Annotated in this window: 21 protein-coding genes and 3 tRNA genes; 16 read left to right on the forward strand and 8 right to left on the reverse strand. The window is 43.2% G+C overall.

Annotated elements, in window-relative coordinates; all coding sequences use genetic code 11:
- Positions 1-26: 26 nt before the first annotated feature.
- Entirely contained in the window at positions 27-953 is a 927-nt protein-coding gene (locus H6550_10695; GenBank protein ID MCB9046589.1) for an MCE family protein, read from the forward strand.
- A gap of 1 nt (position 954) precedes the next feature.
- Here H6550_10695 and H6550_10700 read toward each other — a convergent pair whose 3' ends face one another.
- A complete protein-coding gene (locus H6550_10700) occupies positions 955-1623 on the reverse strand; it encodes a PorT family protein (protein ID MCB9046590.1) in 669 nt (222 codons plus the stop codon).
- Positions 1624-1661: 38 nt separating this feature from the next.
- Positions 1662-2285 carry a PorT family protein gene (locus H6550_10705; GenBank protein ID MCB9046591.1) on the reverse strand — a complete coding sequence of 208 codons (624 nt, stop codon included), beginning with the start codon at positions 2283-2285 and terminating at the stop codon, positions 1662-1664.
- A 60-nt stretch (positions 2286-2345) separates the two neighbouring features.
- Here H6550_10705 and H6550_10710 point away from each other — a divergent pair, with 60 nt between their 5' ends.
- The 8 genes from H6550_10710 (at position 2346) to H6550_10745 (ending at position 6743) form a co-directional block, all read left to right on the forward strand.
- Complete coding sequence (locus H6550_10710) at positions 2346-2648, forward strand: hypothetical protein (GenBank protein ID MCB9046592.1); 303 nt, start codon at positions 2346-2348, stop codon at positions 2646-2648.
- Between the two features lie 2 nt (positions 2649-2650).
- On the forward strand, positions 2651-3415 hold the full coding sequence (locus tag H6550_10715; protein ID MCB9046593.1) for an MBL fold metallo-hydrolase: 765 nt from the start codon (positions 2651-2653) through the stop codon (positions 3413-3415).
- A gap of 50 nt (positions 3416-3465) precedes the next feature.
- Entirely contained in the window at positions 3466-4014 is a 549-nt protein-coding gene (locus tag H6550_10720; protein ID MCB9046594.1) for a TlpA family protein disulfide reductase, read from the forward strand.
- Positions 4015-4099: 85 nt separating this feature from the next.
- Entirely contained in the window at positions 4100-4351 is a 252-nt protein-coding gene (locus tag H6550_10725) for a type B 50S ribosomal protein L31 (GenBank protein ID MCB9046595.1), read from the forward strand.
- Positions 4352-4468: 117 nt separating this feature from the next.
- Positions 4469-5674, forward strand: coding sequence for a GlmU family protein (locus H6550_10730; protein MCB9046596.1), 1206 nt, complete (start codon positions 4469-4471; stop codon positions 5672-5674).
- Positions 5675-5698: 24 nt separating this feature from the next.
- Positions 5699-6463, forward strand: coding sequence for a triose-phosphate isomerase (locus tag H6550_10735; protein MCB9046597.1), 765 nt, complete (start codon positions 5699-5701; stop codon positions 6461-6463).
- 69 nt (positions 6464-6532) lie between these two features.
- A tRNA-Glu gene (locus tag H6550_10740) sits at positions 6533-6604 on the forward strand.
- Between the two features lie 67 nt (positions 6605-6671).
- Positions 6672-6743 (forward strand) — tRNA-Arg (locus tag H6550_10745).
- An 80-nt stretch (positions 6744-6823) separates the two neighbouring features.
- On the opposite strand, the gene H6550_10750 is transcribed toward H6550_10745, so the two are convergent.
- Positions 6824-7051 carry a hypothetical protein gene (locus H6550_10750; GenBank protein ID MCB9046598.1) on the reverse strand — a complete coding sequence of 76 codons (228 nt, stop codon included), beginning with the start codon at positions 7049-7051 and terminating at the stop codon, positions 6824-6826.
- Positions 7052-7310: 259 nt separating this feature from the next.
- Between H6550_10750 and H6550_10755 the strand changes: the two genes are divergently transcribed.
- Entirely contained in the window at positions 7311-8294 is a 984-nt protein-coding gene (locus H6550_10755) for a hypothetical protein (protein ID MCB9046599.1), read from the forward strand.
- 1 nt (position 8295) lies between these two features.
- Here the strand turns inward: H6550_10755 and H6550_10760 are convergent, their stop codons facing one another.
- Positions 8296-9930: an alkaline phosphatase family protein gene (locus H6550_10760; protein MCB9046600.1), complete on the reverse strand. Its 1635-nt coding sequence runs from the start codon at positions 9928-9930 to the stop codon at positions 8296-8298.
- 130 nt (positions 9931-10060) lie between these two features.
- Between H6550_10760 and H6550_10765 the strand changes: the two genes are divergently transcribed.
- A complete protein-coding gene (locus tag H6550_10765) occupies positions 10061-11332 on the forward strand; it encodes an aminotransferase class I/II-fold pyridoxal phosphate-dependent enzyme (GenBank protein MCB9046601.1) in 1272 nt (423 codons plus the stop codon).
- Between the two features lie 75 nt (positions 11333-11407).
- On the opposite strand, the gene H6550_10770 is transcribed toward H6550_10765, so the two are convergent.
- Positions 11408-11611 carry a hypothetical protein gene (locus H6550_10770; protein MCB9046602.1) on the reverse strand — a complete coding sequence of 68 codons (204 nt, stop codon included), beginning with the start codon at positions 11609-11611 and terminating at the stop codon, positions 11408-11410.
- Positions 11612-11674: 63 nt separating this feature from the next.
- Between H6550_10770 and H6550_10775 the strand changes: the two genes are divergently transcribed.
- Positions 11675-12268 (forward strand): hypothetical protein, encoded by a 594-nt coding sequence (locus H6550_10775; GenBank protein ID MCB9046603.1) that lies wholly within the window; start codon positions 11675-11677, stop codon positions 12266-12268.
- Positions 12269-12276: 8 nt separating this feature from the next.
- Here the strand turns inward: H6550_10775 and H6550_10780 are convergent, their stop codons facing one another.
- On the reverse strand, positions 12277-14319 hold the full coding sequence (locus H6550_10780) for a hypothetical protein (GenBank protein ID MCB9046604.1): 2043 nt from the start codon (positions 14317-14319) through the stop codon (positions 12277-12279).
- A gap of 181 nt (positions 14320-14500) precedes the next feature.
- On the opposite strand from H6550_10780, the gene H6550_10785 reads away from it, so the two are divergent.
- The 4 genes from H6550_10785 (at position 14501) to H6550_10800 (ending at position 16115) form a co-directional block, all read left to right on the forward strand.
- Positions 14501-14572, forward strand: a tRNA-Arg gene (locus tag H6550_10785).
- Positions 14573-14655: 83 nt separating this feature from the next.
- Positions 14656-14928, forward strand: a complete 273-nt coding sequence (locus H6550_10790; protein ID MCB9046605.1) for a hypothetical protein — start codon at positions 14656-14658, stop codon at positions 14926-14928.
- Positions 14929-15013: 85 nt separating this feature from the next.
- Positions 15014-15610, forward strand: coding sequence for an AhpC/TSA family protein (locus H6550_10795; GenBank protein ID MCB9046606.1), 597 nt, complete (start codon positions 15014-15016; stop codon positions 15608-15610).
- Positions 15611-15659: 49 nt separating this feature from the next.
- Positions 15660-16115: a hypothetical protein gene (locus tag H6550_10800; protein MCB9046607.1), complete on the forward strand. Its 456-nt coding sequence runs from the start codon at positions 15660-15662 to the stop codon at positions 16113-16115.
- 96 nt (positions 16116-16211) lie between these two features.
- Here H6550_10800 and trxA read toward each other — a convergent pair whose 3' ends face one another.
- Complete coding sequence (trxA, locus tag H6550_10805; protein ID MCB9046608.1) at positions 16212-16529, reverse strand: thioredoxin; 318 nt, start codon at positions 16527-16529, stop codon at positions 16212-16214.
- A 128-nt stretch (positions 16530-16657) separates the two neighbouring features.
- The gene (gene dnaE / locus H6550_10810; GenBank protein MCB9046609.1) at positions 16658-20269 is read right to left on the reverse strand and encodes a DNA polymerase III subunit alpha; all 3612 of its coding nucleotides are present in this window, start codon (positions 20267-20269) and stop codon (positions 16658-16660) included.
- Positions 20270-20358: the final 89 nt, after the last annotated feature.

The raw sequence follows: 20358 nt of genomic DNA on the forward strand, positions 1-20358 counted from the left end.
GTAATTTACAGGCGAAATATAATTGATTGAAAACACCTTTTAATAAAAGAAGTGCCTGGGCCACATTTATACTACTGGTATTGGTAGGCGGAGGACTTTTGGTATATAAATATGGCTATATGGTATACCAGGAGTATGACTACTACACCTATTATGAACATGTAAATGGCTTACAGCGGTCGAACCCGGTATTAATTAATGGGGTTCGAGTGGGAGAAGTGAGCGATATAGTTATTGAAGGCCCAGACAAGAAAGTAGCCGTTACCATGTCTATCAATAAAAAGACAAAGATACCCAAAGGCACGATTGCACGACTTGCATCTACCGGGCTACTGGGAGGAAAGTTAATTGAACTTGATCCGGGGGCAGGTCCTGGTATGTACACGCATAAAGATGTTCTGAAAGGTACATACGACACCACTATCATGGACATGAACGACCAGATAGAACCTATAGTAGAGTCTGTAAAATATATACTTGGAACTGCTGATAAGAACTTTTCCAATTTCAACCGTAAACTGGATAACGGGCTTGTTGCCAATACTCAAAGAGATGCCCGCGATATGGAAAAGAGCATGAGTAAACTCAACAAACAAGTAAGCAGCATAAGGAACAGTGCAGATAAAATTGTCAACTCACTACAAGAGTTACGTTCACAGTCGGAAGTATTGGATAAGAAAAGTGAACAACTGGACACAACGATAAAAAATGCAGAAGCATCTACCGCGTCATTTGCGGCAAAAGAAATATCAAAGCCTTTGAATGAACTGCGCAGTACTATAGAGACTACAAGAGAGCAGGCAACAAAACTGGAACGGTCGGATATGGTTGACAAAATGCTGAATGATGATAAAACCTACAAAAACACTGACCAGAAACTACAGAAAGTAAACACCGATATGAACGAACTTAAGGAGCATCCCAAAGGTTTTCGGCTTATAGGAGGCAAGTAACTTAATCTATCAGGTACATCAGCCTGAGGCTGAAAAGGTCGTTGAACTGGGCATATGAATTTTGCCAAACCGGTATTCTTGCCGCAGCCCGAATCGATTTTGTAGAACGCTGATAACGCCCCATCAGGAACCACCCTTTCCCTATCTGCAATCCTCCCCCGAATACAAAATTTACATCATCATCATTGAACCTGTTAATATCAGGGTCGATATTCACCGGCTGATCAGTATAAATATCTTCGCTGGATTTTACAAGCCGGGCATATGCCGCACCAACCCCGATATGCCACCTGGGTGTGAAGTTATAATGCAGCATAAAAGGTATTTCTACATAATTCAGGTCCAGCCAGTATTGTTCAAAAAATTCACCTGTGTAAACTGAGGTTTTCTGAGCAATACCCCTGCTACCCTTTTGTGTATATAACAACTCAAGATCAGCCATCACCTTGGGCAGGAAACGTACATATACAGTACCGCCAAATACCCAACCAGCCTTTTTATAACCTCCGTAACTATCACCATCTACGGTAGTAAAATTGCCTCCAGCTGTAAAACCACCAAAGAAAACCTGCTCTTTGTCTGGCGAAAAGAAATGACTTTTTTCCTGTGCGCTACTTCTTGTAGCACAACAGGCCAGCATTACTACCATCAACCACAAACCCTTATTCATTCTTTTTAGTTAGCTGTTACAACCAGAGATAATATGCACTACCCGAACAGGTACATCAACCTGAGGACATGCATGTTGTTATATTGCTCTGCACGCCCGAATTCAGGATATATCTTTGTCCGTACCGGGAATAATGAATATTGAAAACGATAAGTAAGGAACAGTCCTTTGTATAGGTGCAGACTTCCGCTTATCAGGAAATTCAGGTCCGACTTCTTGAACGGATAGTCGTCCAGGTTTATTGTGTTCGGGAAGTTGGGCGTAGTAGTAACAGTTTCTTTATAATTGATGAGCCTTGAATAAGAAAGCCCCGCCCCGAAATGACTCTTACGCTTGTCAAAATAGTTGATCATGATGGGTATCTCAGCATAATTCAGGTCAATCCTGTAATTAGTGATCAGGTAAGTCTTGTTGTTAGATTGTTGTGTTTTGTTTGACTTAGACCCCTTCTGGGTGTACAATATCTCAACGCTACCGGCTATCTTATTAGCCAACTCGGCATATGCAATACCCCCTACCGTGAAACCAGGTTTACTGTACCCGGCAAAATTATCGCCGTCCACCTGCGAAAAAGTTGAACCGGCTATCAATCCACCATAGAAAGTCCTTTCATCATCCACATAATAATTTTGTGCATAGGTGTTATTTATCATCCCTGCCATCAAAACCACTAATAATAGCGTTATTTTTCTAAATTTGACCATCGAAACCGGATTTTGCTAATGAGCTTCAAATATACTGCAAACACCCTTAAAAAAATGGAACAGCTTTTTGAAGAAGCTAACTTTACCATTCGTTACGAAAGGGGTAATTTCAACTCGGGTTATTGTATCCTTGATGAACGCCGTGTGGCTGTCATCAATAAATTCCTTGACATGGAAGGACGTATTAATGTCCTCATTGAGATATTACCCAGTCTTAACGTAAAAGAGGAGGAACTTAGTACAGAAATGCAAAAATGGTACAAGACAGTACAGAACGCTAATCCCGGAAATAATTCCGTACAATCTGAAATTGAAGCCTGATCGTGAAAGTGACATTCCTCGGTACCGGAACTTCGCTAGGCGTACCCCTTATCGGGTGCAGTTGCCCTGTATGTACCTCAGCTGATAAAAGAGATAACCGACTCCGCTGTTCTATATGGATAGAAACACCGGAAGTGAGCGTAGTAATAGATTCGGGCCCTGACTTTCGCTACCAGATGCTGCGCGCAGGTGTAAAGCATCTTGATGCTATTGTGTATACCCATGGGCATAAAGACCATGTAGCAGGTATGGATGATGTACGAGCATACAACTTCTTCTCAAAGGAGCCGATGCACCTTTATGCCACAGAAGAAACGCAGCAAACACTCAAGAGAGAATTCTCATATGTTTTTAGCGATATACAGTACCCGGGTATACCGAGAGTTGACCTGAATACAATAAACGCACAAACCCCATTTGCAATTAAAGGATTGAAGTTTACCCCTATCCTGGTGAAACATATGTATATGGATGTACTTGGTTTCAGGGTAGGAGACTTCACCTATATAACTGATGCTAATTATATTTCACCTGAAGAAGCAGAGAAGATAAAAGGAAGTAAAACACTGGTATTAAATGCCTTACGCCACGAACAACACCCCTCACATTATACACTCGACGAGGCAATTGACGTGGCTAAAGGTATAGGAGTAGAAGAAACCTATTTCACGCACATCAGTCACCAACTGGGTAGACATGAAGATGTAGAACGCCAACTACCCGAAGGTTTCCACCTGTCTTATGATGGACTGACACTTGATTATTAACGAATTAACATAACATACTTAACTTAGCCTACTGCTAACAAGTAATCAATATGAAAAAACTGACAAGTACATTATTTATCCTGGCAATTGGCATCATATCTGCTCAGGCACAATACCAGAATGAAAAGATAAAGGTAGGAGATGTTGCACCTGATATAGCCTACCCTACCCCTAAAGGCGATACAATTAGACTGTCTGAAATAAACAATAAAAGGTATGTACTGATAGACTTCTGGGCAAGCTGGTGCGGACCATGCCGCAGGGCCAACCCAAGGCTGGTAAGCATGTACCGCGAATACAAGGATAAAAAGTATGTTGATGCTAAAAAAGGCTTTACTGTATTAAGCGTTTCACTTGACCAGGATAAAGAGAAGTGGATAGCTGCAATAGCCAAGGACAGCCTGGAATGGGAATACCATATGAGTGACCTGGGTGGCTGGAGTGCCGCCCCGGCGCAGACTTATGGCGTACAATTCGTACCACAAGCCGTGCTGGTAGGCCCTGATGGCAAGATACTGGCCACTTACAACTCTGCTGAGTTGGCTGCCGAAGAACTGGACAAACATGTAAAATCAAAGAAGAAAAAGAAGAAGGGTTGATTTTTTGTTGGATATTAAAATAAAAACTACCTTTGCACACTTATTAAAACAGTATGGCAAAATCCATACACCAAAAATTAATATAATGAAAAAAGGCATACACCCGGAAAGTTATCGTTTAGTTGTCTTCAAAGACATGTCTAACGATTATACGTTTATTACACGTTCTACTGCTCCTACCAAAGAAACTATTGAGTGGGAAGATGGTAAAGAATACCCACTGATCAAGGTGGAGATATCTCACAAATCTCACCCGTTCTATACTGGTAAATCAGTATTTGTGGATACAGCAGGTCGTATCGACAAGTTCAATAAACGTTACGGTAAGAAGAAATAATCTTCTCGAACATACTTGCATTAAGCAGCTAAAATCCCGACTTTTGTCGGGATTTTTAGTTTTTCATAAAGTACTCTATCCCGGTTTCCGGTAGTACGAAGGGTGGTAAACAATAGTATGAAGTATATACTCTTTGACAGTGAGTTGCGTAACAGGCTTTTGCCGTTTACCCATACTCGCCCGGTAGCTGATATCCGCTGCGGTATCATGACCATGCGCGAACGATGGGAGTATTTCATACAACAAGCAACGGGTACACTTACCGTAGCCTACCTACAGGACGTTTTCCCTCAAAATGGCAGCGGAGATAACCTCTTTATCAACGGCGCCGTTTTCGCCACAAAAGACCTGTGGGAACATATCAGCCAATTGCAGCCACAACAACAACTGGTTTCCGGAGACTTGATAATCGCAGCCCGGGTAACCGACAGCGTTGTCAAGTTTGGCAATAAGATACAGGTGGATACAACGGTACAAGAAATACCTTATACCGGAATAGTTAATCACCTACAACACAACTGGGATATCTTCTCCTTTAACGACAAAGCGATAGCTGATGATTTTGTCATACTAACTGCTGGTAGAACCAGTCAGCCTATGCCTGGCAATGTTATGGTTACGGGTTCGGAACAACTCTTTATAGAGGAAGGAGCTGAAATAAGTGCCGGATGTATCATCAATGCATCCACAGGCCCTGTATATATAGGCAGAAACGCCAACCTGCTGGAGGGCGGTATGCTCAGGGGGCCGATAGCTATTTGCGAAGGGGCGGTAACTAAGATGGGGGCCAAGATATACGGAGGCACAACTATAGGCCCGGGCTGTAAAGTGGGCGGCGAAATAAGCAATGTGGTATTTTTTGCCAACAGCAATAAAGGACACGATGGCTACCTGGGCAACTCCGTAATTGGTGAATGGTGCAACCTGGGTGCAGATACCAATTGCTCTAACCTGAAGAATAATTACGATGCTGTAAAGATATGGGATGAATATAGCTTTAAGTCCGTCGCTACTGGACTCACTTTCTGCGGATTACTCATGGGCGACCATTCCAAATCAGGTATCAATACTATGTTCAATACGGGTACTGTAGTTGGTGTATCCGCGAATATATATGGAGGCAATTTCCCCGAAAAATTTGTCCCTTCATTTGCATGGGGTGGCAGCGAAGGCATGACCACGTATCGACTGGAAAGAGCTATGGAAACAGCCGGCAGGATGATGGCAAGAAGAGGAAAATCCCTGTCTGCCGATGAAATAAAAATGTATGAACATATCTTTGCAGCCACTCAGGAACAAAGAGATCTGTTCGCTAACAAATGATCATATTACAAAATCAAAATACTTATGCGTAAAAAAATAGTTGCAGGCAACTGGAAAATGAACCTTGATATTGAGGAAGGTAAAGAACTGATCAGTGGGATACTGAATGGCTTACCCCCGGTTAACGCTGATAATCTTGTCGTTATTTGCCCTCCGTACATCCACCTGCAACAGGCTGCACAGCTTACACAAAATACGCAACATGTGCATGTAGGTGCGCAAAACTGCTATACAGAAGAATCAGGAGCTTATACAGGTGAGATCTCTGCTAAAATGGTAAAAAGTACAGGTGCTGAATATGTGATACTAGGCCACTCTGAGCGCAGGGAATACTTCAACGAGACCAATGAGATGCTGGCAAAGAAAACAGACATCGCACTGGCTAATGGCCTGAACGTGATATTCTGTTGCGGTGAGCCGCTGGAAGTACGCGATGCAGATACGCAAAACAGCTATGTAGAAAAACAAATTGTAGAAGGCCTGTTCCACCTGGACGCTGCACAATTCAATAATATAACCATAGCATACGAACCTATATGGGCTATTGGTACCGGCCGTACTGCCAGCACTGAGCAGGCCCAGGATATGCACGCACACATACGCTCAGTATTGGCCAATAAATACGGACAGGAAGTAGCTGACAACACCAGCATATTGTATGGCGGAAGTTGCAAACCCTCAAATGCAAATGAGCTTTTTGCATGTGCAGATGTGGATGGAGGATTAATAGGCGGAGCCGCACTCAAAGCTGCTGACTTCCATGGAATTATAGCAGCGATGGGAGCCTAAAAATATTTTTGAAACAAAATTTTGAGATAAAAAATCAACTCCCTATCTTTGCAATCCCAAATCGGGTACGCCGCGTTGGTCAAGGGGTTAAGACGCCTCCCTTTCACGGAGGAATCACGGGTTCGATTCCCGTACGTGGTACAAAAAAAGGGCAACTATTATTAGTTGCCCTTTTTTATTTTTAGTCGTTATTTTGTACGTCTCTTCCGGCCTCGTAGTACAATGGATAGTATAAGAGTTTCCGAAGCTCCAGATACAGGTTCGATTCCTGTCGAGGCTACTACACAGTTTATAAGCTTATCCTGATACTAAGAAAGGACAGCCGTTCGGCTGTCCTTTCTTAGTATTCCTTTTATCATTTTAAAGGTGACAATTACGGGTTTCCCAGTTGTTATCTTTTTCAAAGTTCTCACAGGCATCATTGGCATCTATCCTGGTCTGATTCTTGAGTGTGTAGGTCTCTGTACTACTTACTCCTAAAGCATTTTCAGAGTCGCAGGTGCATACATAATCCTTCTTACAAGCTGTAAACAACACCGGCATTAATAATGCTATTGCTGCTGTTTTTATCATGTTACTCGGTTTCATAACTATATGTTTTGGTTAATGATAAAACACTAACTGTAGGTCAAAAGTTCAACAAAATGAACTGCCCGGTATCTGACATGTGATATAAAAGACCTTGAAAACCAATGCCGATAACCAATCACGGCTATTCTATAAATAAACGTTAACGTGTGCCACTTGGTCTGGAATGAGTCATCTAAATCACAGCTTTCTATTTTAGGAAAATACTAAGACAATCAAACCTTAATTCTTCCTTATCTTTATTTTAAACCCATTAAGCATGGCCAGGTTTGCCATATTATTAGCGTTCACTTTCTACATGCAAACAATATTTGCACAGGACCTGTCAGGCAAATGGTATGGCAACTATGGCAAAACTTTCCTGAGTACCAATGTTGATGAACTAATTGTAGAGCTTGAACTGTATAACGACTCACTGATCAGAGGCACAACTAAATTATTTTATAGCCGGAACAATTATGAACACTACGTCATAAAAGGCGTATACAGTAAAGAAGATTCAACTATATTCTTCAGAGAGGTTTCTGAAATTGAAGTGCGCCTCGGCACGCTCAACTCCAATGTCATGGGCAATTACACCATGAAGCTGAAAGATTATGGAGGTGTATTGCGCTTTGAAGGTAAATGGCGGGACAACAAGACCGGGCTGATGCAGATGATGGCTACATCAGTATGGATACAAAAGTTACCTCCCATAGAAGTGGTACCCCCCAAAGAGATCCTTAACGATTACCCTGTAGTTACATTACCTGCTGTTACTAAAATAACCCAGCCTGTGCACGCTGCCATCCCTCTCCAACATAACTTCCTTACTCACCCAAAACTTATGAATATCGCATCGGATAAAAAACAGGCAATATCGGCACCGGATACTAACTTAAAACGTAACACAACAATAGACCATGCTATCGGCGTAAAAGAGATAGAAACAGATTCGGTAAAAATAGAAGTATATGATAACGCAAAAATAGATGGTGATATAATATCCATATACGTGGACGATAATCCAGTCCTGTACAAAAAGGGAATTAACGAGATTCCACTTGTATTCTATGTTACATTAAACAAAGCACTACCTGTACATACTATCAAGATGACCGCAGAGAGCTATGGTTCAATGCCGCCCTGTACGGCACATATCACCATCACAGCAGGCAAACAAAAATACGAGTTTGACCTCGAGAGCTATTTTGATAAGAATGCTGCATTCACGTTACGGTTAGACCAGGCAGTACCAAAATAAGCTAATCTTCAAACAGTTCAGTTATTACACTACCTGTACACCCATTCGGCATCTGTACATGAAGCATGGCAGCTAAAGTGGCAGCAATATCAGTCATATATACGGTACGATAAGTTTCACCTTCGGGAATACCCCACCCGTACCAAAGCAAGGGTATATGCGTATCATAAGGACTCCAGGTACCATGCGTAGTACCTGTGTTGCTATGGCCACTATACCAGCCCGGCTTAAGAATGATCTGTAAGCAGCCGCTGCGCTCCCTGTTGTAACCGTTCACTATCATAGTGCGTATCGGTTCCGGAATCATAACCATGTCTGCCGTTTCCATATCAGCTACCATAGCCACCCCATCTTGTTGATAAAGCCACCTGATGACCAGCTTCTTTATCTCATCCCTGTCTAATCCTTTGCCGGCTATTAATTGTTCATCCAGGTAGACCTGGTAGTTATACAAGGCCCGAACAACAGAGTCAACGCCTGTTTGTTCTACTAAGTATTCATTGACCTTACCGGTAGCTTCTGCCTGTGTTTCACTACCCGCTGGTATACGAAGTTGATTCATATAAGCTGCATTATGCGCCGCACCATGATCTGCAGTAAGAAATACTGTATATTTTCCCTTCCCGACTTTATTATCCAGGTAACGCAACATTTGGGCTAATTCGAGATCCAGGCGTAGGTACATATCCTCCATTTCAATAGCATCAGGTCCATAATTGTGTCCGGCATAGTCTGTAGTTGACAACGTGATGCATAAAAAGTCGGTTTCCTCTCTTTGCCCCAACTGCTCCCCTTTTATACATGCCCTGGCTGCTTTTAGTGTCAGCGTGTTACCCCATGGCATAATTCTTAATCCATAATATGGCTTTTTTTTCTCCCGTGGAGTATAGTGCGGAAAAACAGGGGCATCTTCTCCCTGTAGTTTACCCTCGGTGACCATATTATCCCGGGTGCTATGAGTATAAGTACCTAATGGATACAAAGTCTTCCATGCCAGATCCACAAAGCTATCAGCCCATCGCCTGCCATTGAATCTCACCAGCCATGCCGGCAATTCATTCATATAATAGCTACTGGTAATAAAGTTGCCGGTGCTGTCATCAAACCAAAACGCTCCATTGGCACTATGCCCTGCAGGTAATATACTCCCCCTGTCTTTCAACCCTATACCAAAGACCTTTGAATGTTGTTTAGATGCTATTCTTAATTCATCGGTTACCGTTGTAGTATACATGTTGCGCGGGCTCATCATACCTGCTCTCATGCTCCCCCCTACCGACCGCACAGAATTATCTTCTACACAATACACTTCATTACCATTTTGCAGATCCAGCCAGTCATTGGAAGCAATGCCATGAATGGCAGGAACAGATCCTGTATATACACAGGCATGCCCGGGGCCTGTAAAACTGGGCAAGTAGTTGATCATTGTATTCTGGCAGTTATACCCTTCGTTTATCATCCTTTTGAAACCATCATCCCCATATCTTTCACAATATTTATACAAATAATCCCAGCGCATCTGGTCAACAACAATACCAACCACCAGTTTTGGGCGAGATAAAGCATCAGTCTTTTGTGCCGCCACACCTGTCACATGCAGAAAAACACATATATACAACAACAACTTTTTCATATTTATCAACATATTAAGTAACAAAAATGGCAATTACAGCTATATAAAGCACTATGTACCAACAATATTTTCCTTAATTTTGCCGATATTTTTTTGAAAGCCATTACATTTTAAACACAAGAGAGCGCATATGGATTTATTTGCCAAGTTTGAGAACAGGCTGGGACCAATAGGTGACCATGCTGATAAAGTGCCGGGATATTTTTCATTCCCGAAATTGGAAGGCGAGATTGGCAATCGCATGAAGTTCAGGGGAAAAGAGGTAATAGTATGGAGTCTGAACAACTACCTGGGTCTGGCCAACCATCCTGAAGTAAGGAAAGCTGATGCAGATGCAGCACAGCAATATGGACTTGCCTACCCGATGGGTGCACGTATGATGAGCGGTAACTCAAATATGCATGAGCAATTTGAAAAACAACTGGCTGAGTTTGTGGGTAAACCCGATGCTATGCTACTGAACTATGGCTACCAGGGTATGGTATCTGCTATAGATCTGTTATGCGTTCGTCATGATGTTATTGTGTATGATGCAGAATCTCATGCATGTATACTGGACGGTGTACGCCTGCATGCCGGTAAGCGTTTTGTTTTCAAACACAACGATATAGCGGATTGTGAAAAACAATTGCAAAGAGCTAAAAAACTGGCCGATCAACAAGGTGGTGGCATACTGTTGATCACGGAAGGTGTATTTGGCATGTCAGGCAACCAGGGTAAAATTGCCGATATAGTAAAACTTAAAGAAAAGTACGATTTCCGCCTGTTCGTTGATGATGCGCATGGATTTGGAACAATAGGCAAAACAGGTGCAGGTGTAGGTGAAGAGCAAAATTGCATGGAAGGTATCGATCTGTACTTTTCTACATTCGCCAAATCAATGGCCAGCATAGGCGGTTTTATTGCAGGTAATGTTGACATCTTAAAAGTACTGCGTTACAATACACGTTCTCAATTATTTGCCAAATCACTACCAATGCCCCTGGTAGTAGGTAATATGAAAAGGCTGGAGCTACTGCGCACACATCCGGAACTGAAAGAAAAATTATGGCATAATGTAAAGCGCCTGCAAAACGGATTACGTGAAAAAGGATTTGATATTGGCACGACCAATTCTCCGGTAACTCCCGTGTTCCTGCATGGCGACCTGACACTTTATGAAACAACACAGCTGATATATGACCTGAGGGAAAACTATCATATATTCTGCTCTGTTGTATTATATCCTGTTATTCCTAAAGGACAGATCATGCTGAGGTTGATACCAACAGCTACACACACTGACGAAGATATTGATCTGACCTTAAAGGCATTTACAGATGTACGTGCAAAACTGGAAGCAAAAGCTTACCCGCAGGAATTACCTCCTGATCTGATGGTTAAAGAGCCTATTGTTGGATAATTTGAAATATAAGACAATAAACAGAGTGGGCTGCTATATAGCAGCCCACTCTGTTTATTACATAACTTAAAACTATTACCTGTCTTTCTGTATTAGTGCCCTGAACAACCATATTACCAACATAACTAATAAAGTAATAATAAGCAGGCTAATTGGGAACAAAGTGTACGCTCCGGGAAAGTTTATTTTATCCAACATGTAATCTACCACCAGTCCGACAAGTGTCAGTAGTGCTAAAACAATTGCTGTCTTCCTTAATTTTACCAATGCCTCGTGCATAGATGCTAAGATAATCAAAACATTCAAGCTGCAATTATCAAAATATCGCATTAGTTTTGACGCATGAACCGTTACATCGTACTACTGTTAGTTTGCGCATTTTTTATTTCCTGCAGACCGGAGGTATATACACCTAAACCAAGGGGATATTTTCAAATAGATCTGCCGGAGAAAAGCTACACTACATTTGACAGTGCGGGTTTCCCTTATAAATTTGAATACCCCACCTATGGAAAGATAGTAACCAACCCTGATTTCTTTGGCGACAAACCGGAGAACCCGTATTGGATCAACATCGAATTTCCATCAATTGGCGGCAAGATATATATCAGCTATAAGTATATCAACAAAGACAACACATTAGAAAAGGTCAACGGAGACTTTTACCATATGACCTATACTGTACATGAGAAAAAAGCCGATTATATTCAGGATTTTTACCATAATGATAATGAGCGCAAAGTATACAGTGCTTTCTTCAACGTCACCGGAGATGCGGCATCAGCCTACCAATTCTACGCTACCGATTCTGTACAGAACTATATGCGCGGAGCTCTATATTTTGAAGCAACCCCTAATGCCGACTCGTTGAAACCTGTGAATGAGTTTTTGAAAAAGGATATCAGCCACCTGATAGAAACGATTGAGTGGAAGTAAAACAGGTACTATAGCGGTATCTCAACATAAAAGGTTGTACCCCTCCCCTCTTCACTTTCAAACCATATCTTACCACTATGTGCCTCTACTATCTGTTTAGTAATAGACAACCCTAAACCAAAAGGCTGCTCACCTGAAGTACCAAAACGTTTTGCTTCTGAGAACAGGTCGAAAACATGTCCTTTCATTTTGTCGGGTATGCCTATCCCATTATCTTGTACTTTAAGTATAAAAGAATCAGGATTTTTATTCAGGTCGATATTTATGACACCGCCAATAGAACTGAATTTTATTGCATTGGTAACCAGGTTACTGAGTATACGCAGTATCTTCTCCTCATTGACAGTTGCAGTAATATGATCATCCGGTGCCGAGAACCTTAGTTCCTGCCCTTTTTCCGCAGCCTTATATTTCAAGAGCTTCACCCTGTCTCTCATAACGGATGTAATGTCAACAGGCTCTTTTTCCAATTGTTCTGTGTTTAATGTTGCAACTTCAAGCAGGTCTTTGGTCAGTCCCAAAGCATTCTCATTCGATTTTTTTATCAGGTCTATGTACTCCAGCTGCTCTTCATCCAGTTTGTCAGTCTGCGACCTGAGTATGTCTACCAATGCCAGTGAAGAATTGATAGGGCTGCGCATATCATGCGAAACTGCTTTTAATATCCTGTCCTTTTCACCAGTGGCATTTTCCAGCTCTTGCAGTGTATTTTCCAGTTGTCTTCTCTGTTCGTTTATACGGTCATTCATTTCTGTCAGCTTAGCAACATGCACCTTGGAACGACGCAGGTTATTGATCACAAGAAATATGATAACAACTGCGAACAAAGCGATTATTATCAAGGCAACGAGATACATTTTCCGCTGGCTCGCAGTTTCTTCCAATACAGATATCTTATATTCGTTACCAATATTCTTTACGTTATTGTCTAAGCTGGCCAGTGAAAAACTGATATCGTATTTTCTTGCCGTATCTTCTTTTGCCCTATATGACTGCAAGTAGGAATAGGCCTTTTTAGTATCCCCCATTTTATCCCAATACTGCCAGTATACTTTGTCAAGCCTAAGCGAGACGTTTCTATCAGGTTGCCCGTTATTGATTTCCCCTATTTCATCGATAAGCCCCTTTGCTTCTGATAGCCTGCCGCTACCTATGTATAATTCAGCAAGCTTGAGACGGGTAAACTGAGCATCAGTTGGCTCCTCTAAAATGTAGTCTTCCTGGGACAGGCTTTCTTTAAACATTTGTTCTGCACTATCGGGCATACCTGCTTTGGCATAAGCACCTCCCAGATTACCCTTTGCTATAGCTATCGCCAGCTCCATATGGCTTTTGCGTTGATCAGGAAAGTTTTCCCTGTTGCTTTCCAGCAGTTCTATATCCCTCTTATAATATAGTATCGCACTGTCATATTGAGATAAACGTTCAAAGCATAATCCTATATCATTCAGCAACTCCTGTGTTCTGTAAAAGTACCCGAAGTTCCTTTCACATGTAAGACAGTTATCATATGCACTAACAAAATACCTGGAAGCATCTTTATACTGACGGGTGCTAAACATGATGAGACCGATCTTAAGGTCGTAATACCCGATCGCACAGGTATCATGATACTTTTCAGCCATTGATAAAGCTTTGTAATAATACTTGTATGCCACATCAAGATTCTTACGTCTTAATTCTTTGTCAGCTTTAAAGTAGTATGCCCAAAGATAATTGTCACGCGAAAAATTTGACGGGGGATTGTTATCTAAGAGCTGTATTGCACTGTCTGTATAAACAATTGCAAGGCTATCTTTCCCAATCCTGTCATACGAATCCGCATATAAGTACCAGACATAAAACCGGTCACTGATACTCCTGTTAGCAAATAAGGCATAGATACTATCCAGATATGACTTGTAACCCGGTATATCATGCGCGGTACGATATTCGCCAAGATCTATTGTAGCGGGCTCTACATATTCCGGTGTGTCTTCCTTCTTCTGATAATTGTCGTCGCGTGTACATGAAGCAAAAACGACAACCACGGACAGCAAGCATAATATCATGCTGCGCTTCATTTGGGTTCCGATAGGTCTAAAACTATTATCTGCGCAAAACAAATACCTCATACGGCTACAAAATACAGCTTCTGGCTGATTATATATAGTATTACACATACCCAAAATGGCATCAAAAAAACTTCTATTAGGTAATTAATGTCAATTCATTAAATTTGCACCCCCAAACGGCCTCGTAGTTCAATGGATAGAATAGAAGTTTCCTAAACTTTAGATACAGGTTCGATTCCTGTCGAGGCTACAACAACAAATCAAGCGACTCATTTACGAGTCGCTTGTTTTTTTCAAATACTAACCATATTTTTAGAGGATAAATACGAGTTCATGAAAAATATTTTGACCATATCCGGCGCACTGGCCTTGATGATGTTTGCTTTAACTTCCTGCCACAAGACATACGATTGTGTTTGTGATTTAAAAACCTATGCAATCGACACCCAGGATACATTGAAGACCGAGACAACTCACCACACCATCAAGGGTACAAAATATGATGCTGAAGATGCGTGTAAATATTATGAGACCGAGGAAGATTACCTGCAACGCCCGGCAATAGTATACCACTACTGCGGTATTGTTGAAGATTACGGTAAGTAATAAAACTATATAATATTAACATATTCAGCCCCGTACTGTAAGGTACGGGGTTATTTTTTGTCTTACCTGAAAACAACACCACATAATGAAATACTTGTTCTTACTGGCGATCACATGTCTCAGTTTTCCTGTTTTCGCCCAGTTTGCAGAAGACGCCCACAGTATATCTCCCCTGCTTATAAGCGAAGAGATACCTGCCGCAACACTACTGAATACAGACAACCAACCTGTACAGATACGCGATATAGTAAAGCAAAAGCCCTCTGTATTGATATTCTATCGTGGTGGCTGGTGCCCCTATTGCAATGCACACCTGGCCCAAATAGCCGGTATAGAGGATGAAATCATAAAAGCCGGGTACCAGGTAATAGCCGTAAGCCCGGACGCCCCGGAACAACTGCAAGTGACAGTAGACAAAAAAGAACTTAAATATACCTTACTCTCAGACGGGGACGGGACTTTCTGTAAGGCTATGGGTATAGCCTATAAATCACCAGACCATAAATGGAAGACCAACCAACTGCAAAAGCATTCAGGAGGAAAGAACCCGGGATTTCTACCGGTACCGTCTGTTTTTGTGGTAGATAAGAACGGAGACATACTATTTGAATACATCAACCCCGACTACAAACACCGGATAGACGGTAAACTGCTACTGGCTGTGCTGAATGCTTTGAAATGATCTGAAGTTTATGGCATCATATTTGAGTTTGTTTTTATAAACCTACCTTATGAGAATAACAACCCTGGTAATAACCATTGCTTCCTGCTGTTTGTTAACACAGTGTAATAAAATCAAAAAGTCAGAAATAGCATTATCTAAAGATCTGGTAGGTACTCATCAGCTGCACGGTATATATATATCATCATATCACTATAAAAATAACCAGTATGCAGATACCGTTAATATTGATTCCTTTATTCTGATTATTTCATCGGTTACAGAAGATAGCATCAGTTGCCAGAGAAGTAATGGATACAAGAATGAACTTAATAGCTACACCTTACCCAGAATATGGAGCAATGCAGACCCTGCAACTCATCAGTATAGGATTGAAGGGCAAAGTGGCATAATCGATTTGCAATACTCAAAAAGCTCGGATGACATCACCTATTTCACTGAGACATGGAACTCCGGCAGTACCGGTGAATCTGTAAAATATAACGAAATATTGCATGAGAAATAGCATTGATATAGCTTATAACAAATGCTTTTTTATGCACTAAAACACAAAGCTCCGCCATAGCGGAGCTTTGTTATATATTACTAACCCTATAATACATTACAGGTGAGACTGTATCTTCTTCTCGAATACACCTTTGGGTGCTGCGCCCACTTGCTTATCTACTACCTGGCCACCTTTGATGAACAGTACCGCAGGTATACTGGTGATACCATACTCGATAGACAAATTAGGATTCTCATCCACGTTCACTTTACCAACGTTTATTTTACCGTCATATTCAGTAGCCAAAGCCTCGATAGTAGGTCCTAAAGCCAGACAAGGACCGCACCATGGGGCCCAAAAATCGATAACTGATAACTTGTCTGTGCTCAGCACTTCTGCCTCGAAATTAGCATCTGTATATACTGCTGCCATTTTTATTTGTTTTATAATTAATTAAAATAATTTTCTCATTAAGTAAGACGGCAAAAATACGACCATATTACAACTACTACAATAGACGGCTCAAATACTCACATAAGCTATCCACATAGTTATTGACACTACTGCGTTTCAATATGCATGCGTATATAACTATGATCTTCTATATATTGCACCAGTTCGTCATTTATCGCAATTTTCTGCCCACCTGTCTTGAGTGCCGCTGTCATATTGGCTGTGTTATCCTGCACCTGTATCCTCAGATCGGTATTACCCGGGTTGGCTTTGAGATTCACACCCAGGAAGTTGATGAGTTCCTCATTCACCTTCTCCAGCGGCACCAGCATATGCACTTTTTTCGTGAACTTCTTTTTCACATCATCCAGCAGTATCACATCCTGTATATCAAACTCCATAACACCTGGGCGGTAAGGATGTTCACGGTAAGAGCCCTGTATCATCAGCTTTTGACCATTATCCAGGAAGTTGGCATACTTCACATAGTTGTTCTGCCAGAACATAATATCAATATGACCCGTGTAATCGTTGAGCACCAGCTTGCCGAATTTTGAGCCCTTCTTCGTTGTCCTGTGTTCCGCATCGGTCACGAAACCGGCTATACGTATCGTCCTGCCTACACACTTCTCTACATCAATGATATTGGTGAAGCCGTACTTCTCCATTTCGAACTTATAACCGTCCAGCGGGTGGGCGCTCAGGTAGATACCTACCACGTCCTTTTCCTTCTCCAGCAGTTCTGACAATGTCCATGGCTCACATTCGGGCATTACAGGTGGCTTGATGTCCGGCATATCCGTTTCGCCAAACAGGCTGTTGGCCGTCATAGAGCCCGCCGCCTGCACCTGGTTGCCGAAGCGCGTGAGGCGTTCCAGGCCTGTAATCGGGTCTACTGAAGGCGCGTAGAAATACTGCGCCCGGTGCAGCTCGGGGAAGCTATCCATAGCACCCGCCAGCACCAGGTTCTCCAGCGATTTCCTGTTCACCGTACGCTGGTTGACACGGGAAACCAGGTCGAAAGGAGACGAGAACAAACCATTCTCCTCGCGCTCGCGTATCAGGTCTTCCACGGCGGCCTCTCCTACTCCTTTTATGGCGTTCATCCCGAAACGGATGACACTCTCTTTACTTACCGAAAAACCCTTCAGGCTCTCGTTGACATCGGGCCCCAATACCGACAAGCCCATACGCTGGCACTCCTCCATGTAGAACTTTATCTTATCGATATTGCCCTGGTTATTGAGCACCGCAGCCATGAACTCTGACGGATAATGCGCCTTGAGGTATGCCGTCTGGTAGGCCACGAAGGCATAACAGGTTGAGTGCGACTTGTTGAAGGCGTATTGTGCAAATGCCTCCCAGTCGGTCCATATCTTATTCAGTTTGTCTTCGGGGTGTCCTTTTTCTTTGGCCCCTTCCACAAACTGGCTTTTCATTTTGTCCAGTACCGCCTTCTGCTTTTTACCCATCGCCTTACGTAGTACGTCGGCGTCGCCTTTACTAAAGCCGGCCAGCTTCTGCGACAGCAACATCACCTGCTCCTGGTATACCGTGATACCATAAGTATCGCCCAGGTACTCTTCCATCTCCGGCAAGTCGTAGCTTATCTCCTCCTCGCCATGCTTACGGCGTATGAAGTTGGGTATATATTCAAGCGGGCCCGGGCGGTAGAGGGCGTTCATTGCTATCAGGTCGTCAAACTTATCCGGCTTCAGTTCGCGCAAGTACTTCTGCATACCCACACTCTCAAACTGGAAGGTACCATTGGTCTCTCCCTTCTGGTATAGCTTGTAGGTCTCCTCGTCATCCAGCGGTATCTCGTCTATCTCGATATCAATATTGTAGTTACGCTTGATGAGCGCCAACGCATCTTTTATGATGGTCAGGGTTTTAAGACCCAAAAAGTCCATCTTGATAACGCCGGAGTTCTCAATGATACCACCCTCGAACTGGGTGATGAGCAGCTCCACATCTTTGGTAGCGCAAACAGGTATCAGTTCCGAAAGGTCTTTCGGGGCAATGATGATACCCGCGGCGTGTATACCCGTATTGCGCACACTACCCTCCAGCTTCTCTGCCTCCTTCAGCACTTTGCCATGTTCGGTATTGGAAGTGCGGAACTCACGCAGCTTCTCAACATTGGCTATCTCATCGGCACCCAGGCCTTCTTTATCGGTCAGGCTCTTGTCGCCTTTTATAGGTGCGTTCAGTAATCTTTTCAGTGATATACCCGGGCGTTCGGGCACCAGCTTGGCCAGCATATTACTCTGGTCGAGCGGCAGATCAAGCACGCGGGCTACGTCTTTGATACTACTTTTGGCGGCCATGGTACCGTAGGTAACAATATGTGCCACCTGGTTCTTACCATACTTATCCACCACATAGTCTATCACCTTCTGGCGGCCCGCATCGTCAAAATCCGTATCTATATCGGGCATGCTCTTACGTTCCGGGTTCAGGAAACGCTCGAACAGGAGATTGTACTTAATAGGGTCGATATTGGTGATGCCGATACAGTAGGCCACCGCACTACCCGCGGCACTACCCCTGCCCGGCCCTACGAACACCCCAAGGTCGCGGCCTGCCTTAATAAAGTCGGCCACGATAAGGAAGTAACCCGCAAACCCCATGGTGCGGATGGTGAACAGCTCGAAGTTGAGACGCTCTTCTATCTCGGGCGTTATATCCCGGTACCTTTCTTTGGCTCCCTCCCATGTGATGTGCTCCAGGTACCTGTCCTGGTCGTCGTTGAACTCTGCCGGCACCTTAAAGTGCGGCAGCAGGATATCCCTTTCCAGTTTCAGCGGCTTTATCTTGTCCACTATCATCTGGGTATTGTCGATGGCCTGCGGGATGTCCCTGAACAGATCCGTCATCTGTTGGGTGTTCTTAAAAAAGAACTGGTCGTTATAGAATGCGAAGCGGGTGTCTTTGCTCTTGCCCCCTTCGTCATCAAAATCTTTCGCTTTGGGTGTCGACTGTTTTTCGCCCGTGTTGATACACAACAGGATGTCGTGTGCGTTGGCATCGTCCTGCTCCACATAGTGGCTGTCGTTAGACGCGATAACGGGTACGTTGTACTTCTTTGCGAATTTCAGCAACACCTCGTTGGCGGCTACCTGGTCGGGTATCTCGTGGCGCTGCAGTTCTACATAGTAGTCGTCGCCAAAAAGGTCGAGCCACCACTTGAACACCTTTTCGGCTTCCTCCTCGCCCTTGCGCAAAATGGTACGCGGCACCTCGGCAGCCAGGCAACAAGTAGTTGCGATAAGCCCCTCGTGATACTTGAGGATCAATTCTTTATCTATCCTCGGGTACTTGCCGTACAGCCCTTCCATGTAGCCGAGGCTACATAGCTTAACGAGGTTGCGGTAGCCCACCTCGTCTTTGGCCAGCAGTAGCTGGTGGTAGCGCACGTCCCGCTCGTCGCGGCTGAACTGGCGCTTGTGCCTGTCTTCTACCAAGTAGAACTCACAACCCACCACCGGTTTTACCACGGGCTCCTTTATCTCTTTTCCATTCTCGTCTGTTCCTACTACTTTGGTGTTCTTCCAGGCGGTGGCCACAAAGTCGAACACGCCGAACATGTTACCATGGTCGGAAATGGCCATGGCGGGCATCTCATCCTTTATCGCCTTGTCAAACAGGCGTGGGATGGATGAGGCACCATCCAGCAAAGAGAATTGGGTATGATTATGTAGATGTGAGAATTTCATATGGCACTATCCAAACTGCGTCTAACAAAATAACGAAAAAGGAGGGGCATACCCTGTTGTAGTTTTCCACAGCATGTCAATTGATAATG

Source organism: Chitinophagales bacterium (assembly GCA_020636495.1).
Lineage (GTDB): Bacteria > Bacteroidota > Bacteroidia > Chitinophagales > Chitinophagaceae > UBA5543.

Coding starts and splice junctions, on each gene's coding strand:
- H6550_10700 (MCB9046590.1), bottom strand. CDS start 1,623: ATGAATAAGGGTTTGTGGTTGATGGTAGTAATGCTGGCCTGTTGTGCT.
- H6550_10705 (MCB9046591.1), bottom strand. CDS start 2,285: ATGGCAGGGATGATAAATAACACCTATGCACAAAATTATTATGTGGAT.
- H6550_10710 (MCB9046592.1), top strand. CDS start 2,346: ATGAGCTTCAAATATACTGCAAACACCCTTAAAAAAATGGAACAGCTT.
- H6550_10720 (MCB9046594.1), top strand. CDS start 3,466: ATGAAAAAACTGACAAGTACATTATTTATCCTGGCAATTGGCATCATA.
- H6550_10725 (MCB9046595.1), top strand. CDS start 4,100: ATGAAAAAAGGCATACACCCGGAAAGTTATCGTTTAGTTGTCTTCAAA.
- H6550_10730 (MCB9046596.1), top strand. CDS start 4,469: ATGAAGTATATACTCTTTGACAGTGAGTTGCGTAACAGGCTTTTGCCG.
- H6550_10735 (MCB9046597.1), top strand. CDS start 5,699: ATGCGTAAAAAAATAGTTGCAGGCAACTGGAAAATGAACCTTGATATT.
- H6550_10750 (MCB9046598.1), bottom strand. CDS start 7,051: ATGAAACCGAGTAACATGATAAAAACAGCAGCAATAGCATTATTAATG.
- H6550_10755 (MCB9046599.1), top strand. CDS start 7,311: ATGGCCAGGTTTGCCATATTATTAGCGTTCACTTTCTACATGCAAACA.
- H6550_10760 (MCB9046600.1), bottom strand. CDS start 9,930: ATGAAAAAGTTGTTGTTGTATATATGTGTTTTTCTGCATGTGACAGGT.
- H6550_10765 (MCB9046601.1), top strand. CDS start 10,061: ATGGATTTATTTGCCAAGTTTGAGAACAGGCTGGGACCAATAGGTGAC.
- H6550_10770 (MCB9046602.1), bottom strand. CDS start 11,611: ATGCACGAGGCATTGGTAAAATTAAGGAAGACAGCAATTGTTTTAGCA.
- H6550_10775 (MCB9046603.1), top strand. CDS start 11,675: ATGAACCGTTACATCGTACTACTGTTAGTTTGCGCATTTTTTATTTCC.
- H6550_10780 (MCB9046604.1), bottom strand. CDS start 14,319: ATGATATTATGCTTGCTGTCCGTGGTTGTCGTTTTTGCTTCATGTACA.
- H6550_10790 (MCB9046605.1), top strand. CDS start 14,656: ATGAAAAATATTTTGACCATATCCGGCGCACTGGCCTTGATGATGTTT.
- H6550_10795 (MCB9046606.1), top strand. CDS start 15,014: ATGAAATACTTGTTCTTACTGGCGATCACATGTCTCAGTTTTCCTGTT.
- H6550_10800 (MCB9046607.1), top strand. CDS start 15,660: ATGAGAATAACAACCCTGGTAATAACCATTGCTTCCTGCTGTTTGTTA.
- trxA (MCB9046608.1), bottom strand. CDS start 16,529: ATGGCAGCAGTATATACAGATGCTAATTTCGAGGCAGAAGTGCTGAGC.
- dnaE (MCB9046609.1), bottom strand. CDS start 20,269: ATGAAATTCTCACATCTACATAATCATACCCAATTCTCTTTGCTGGAT.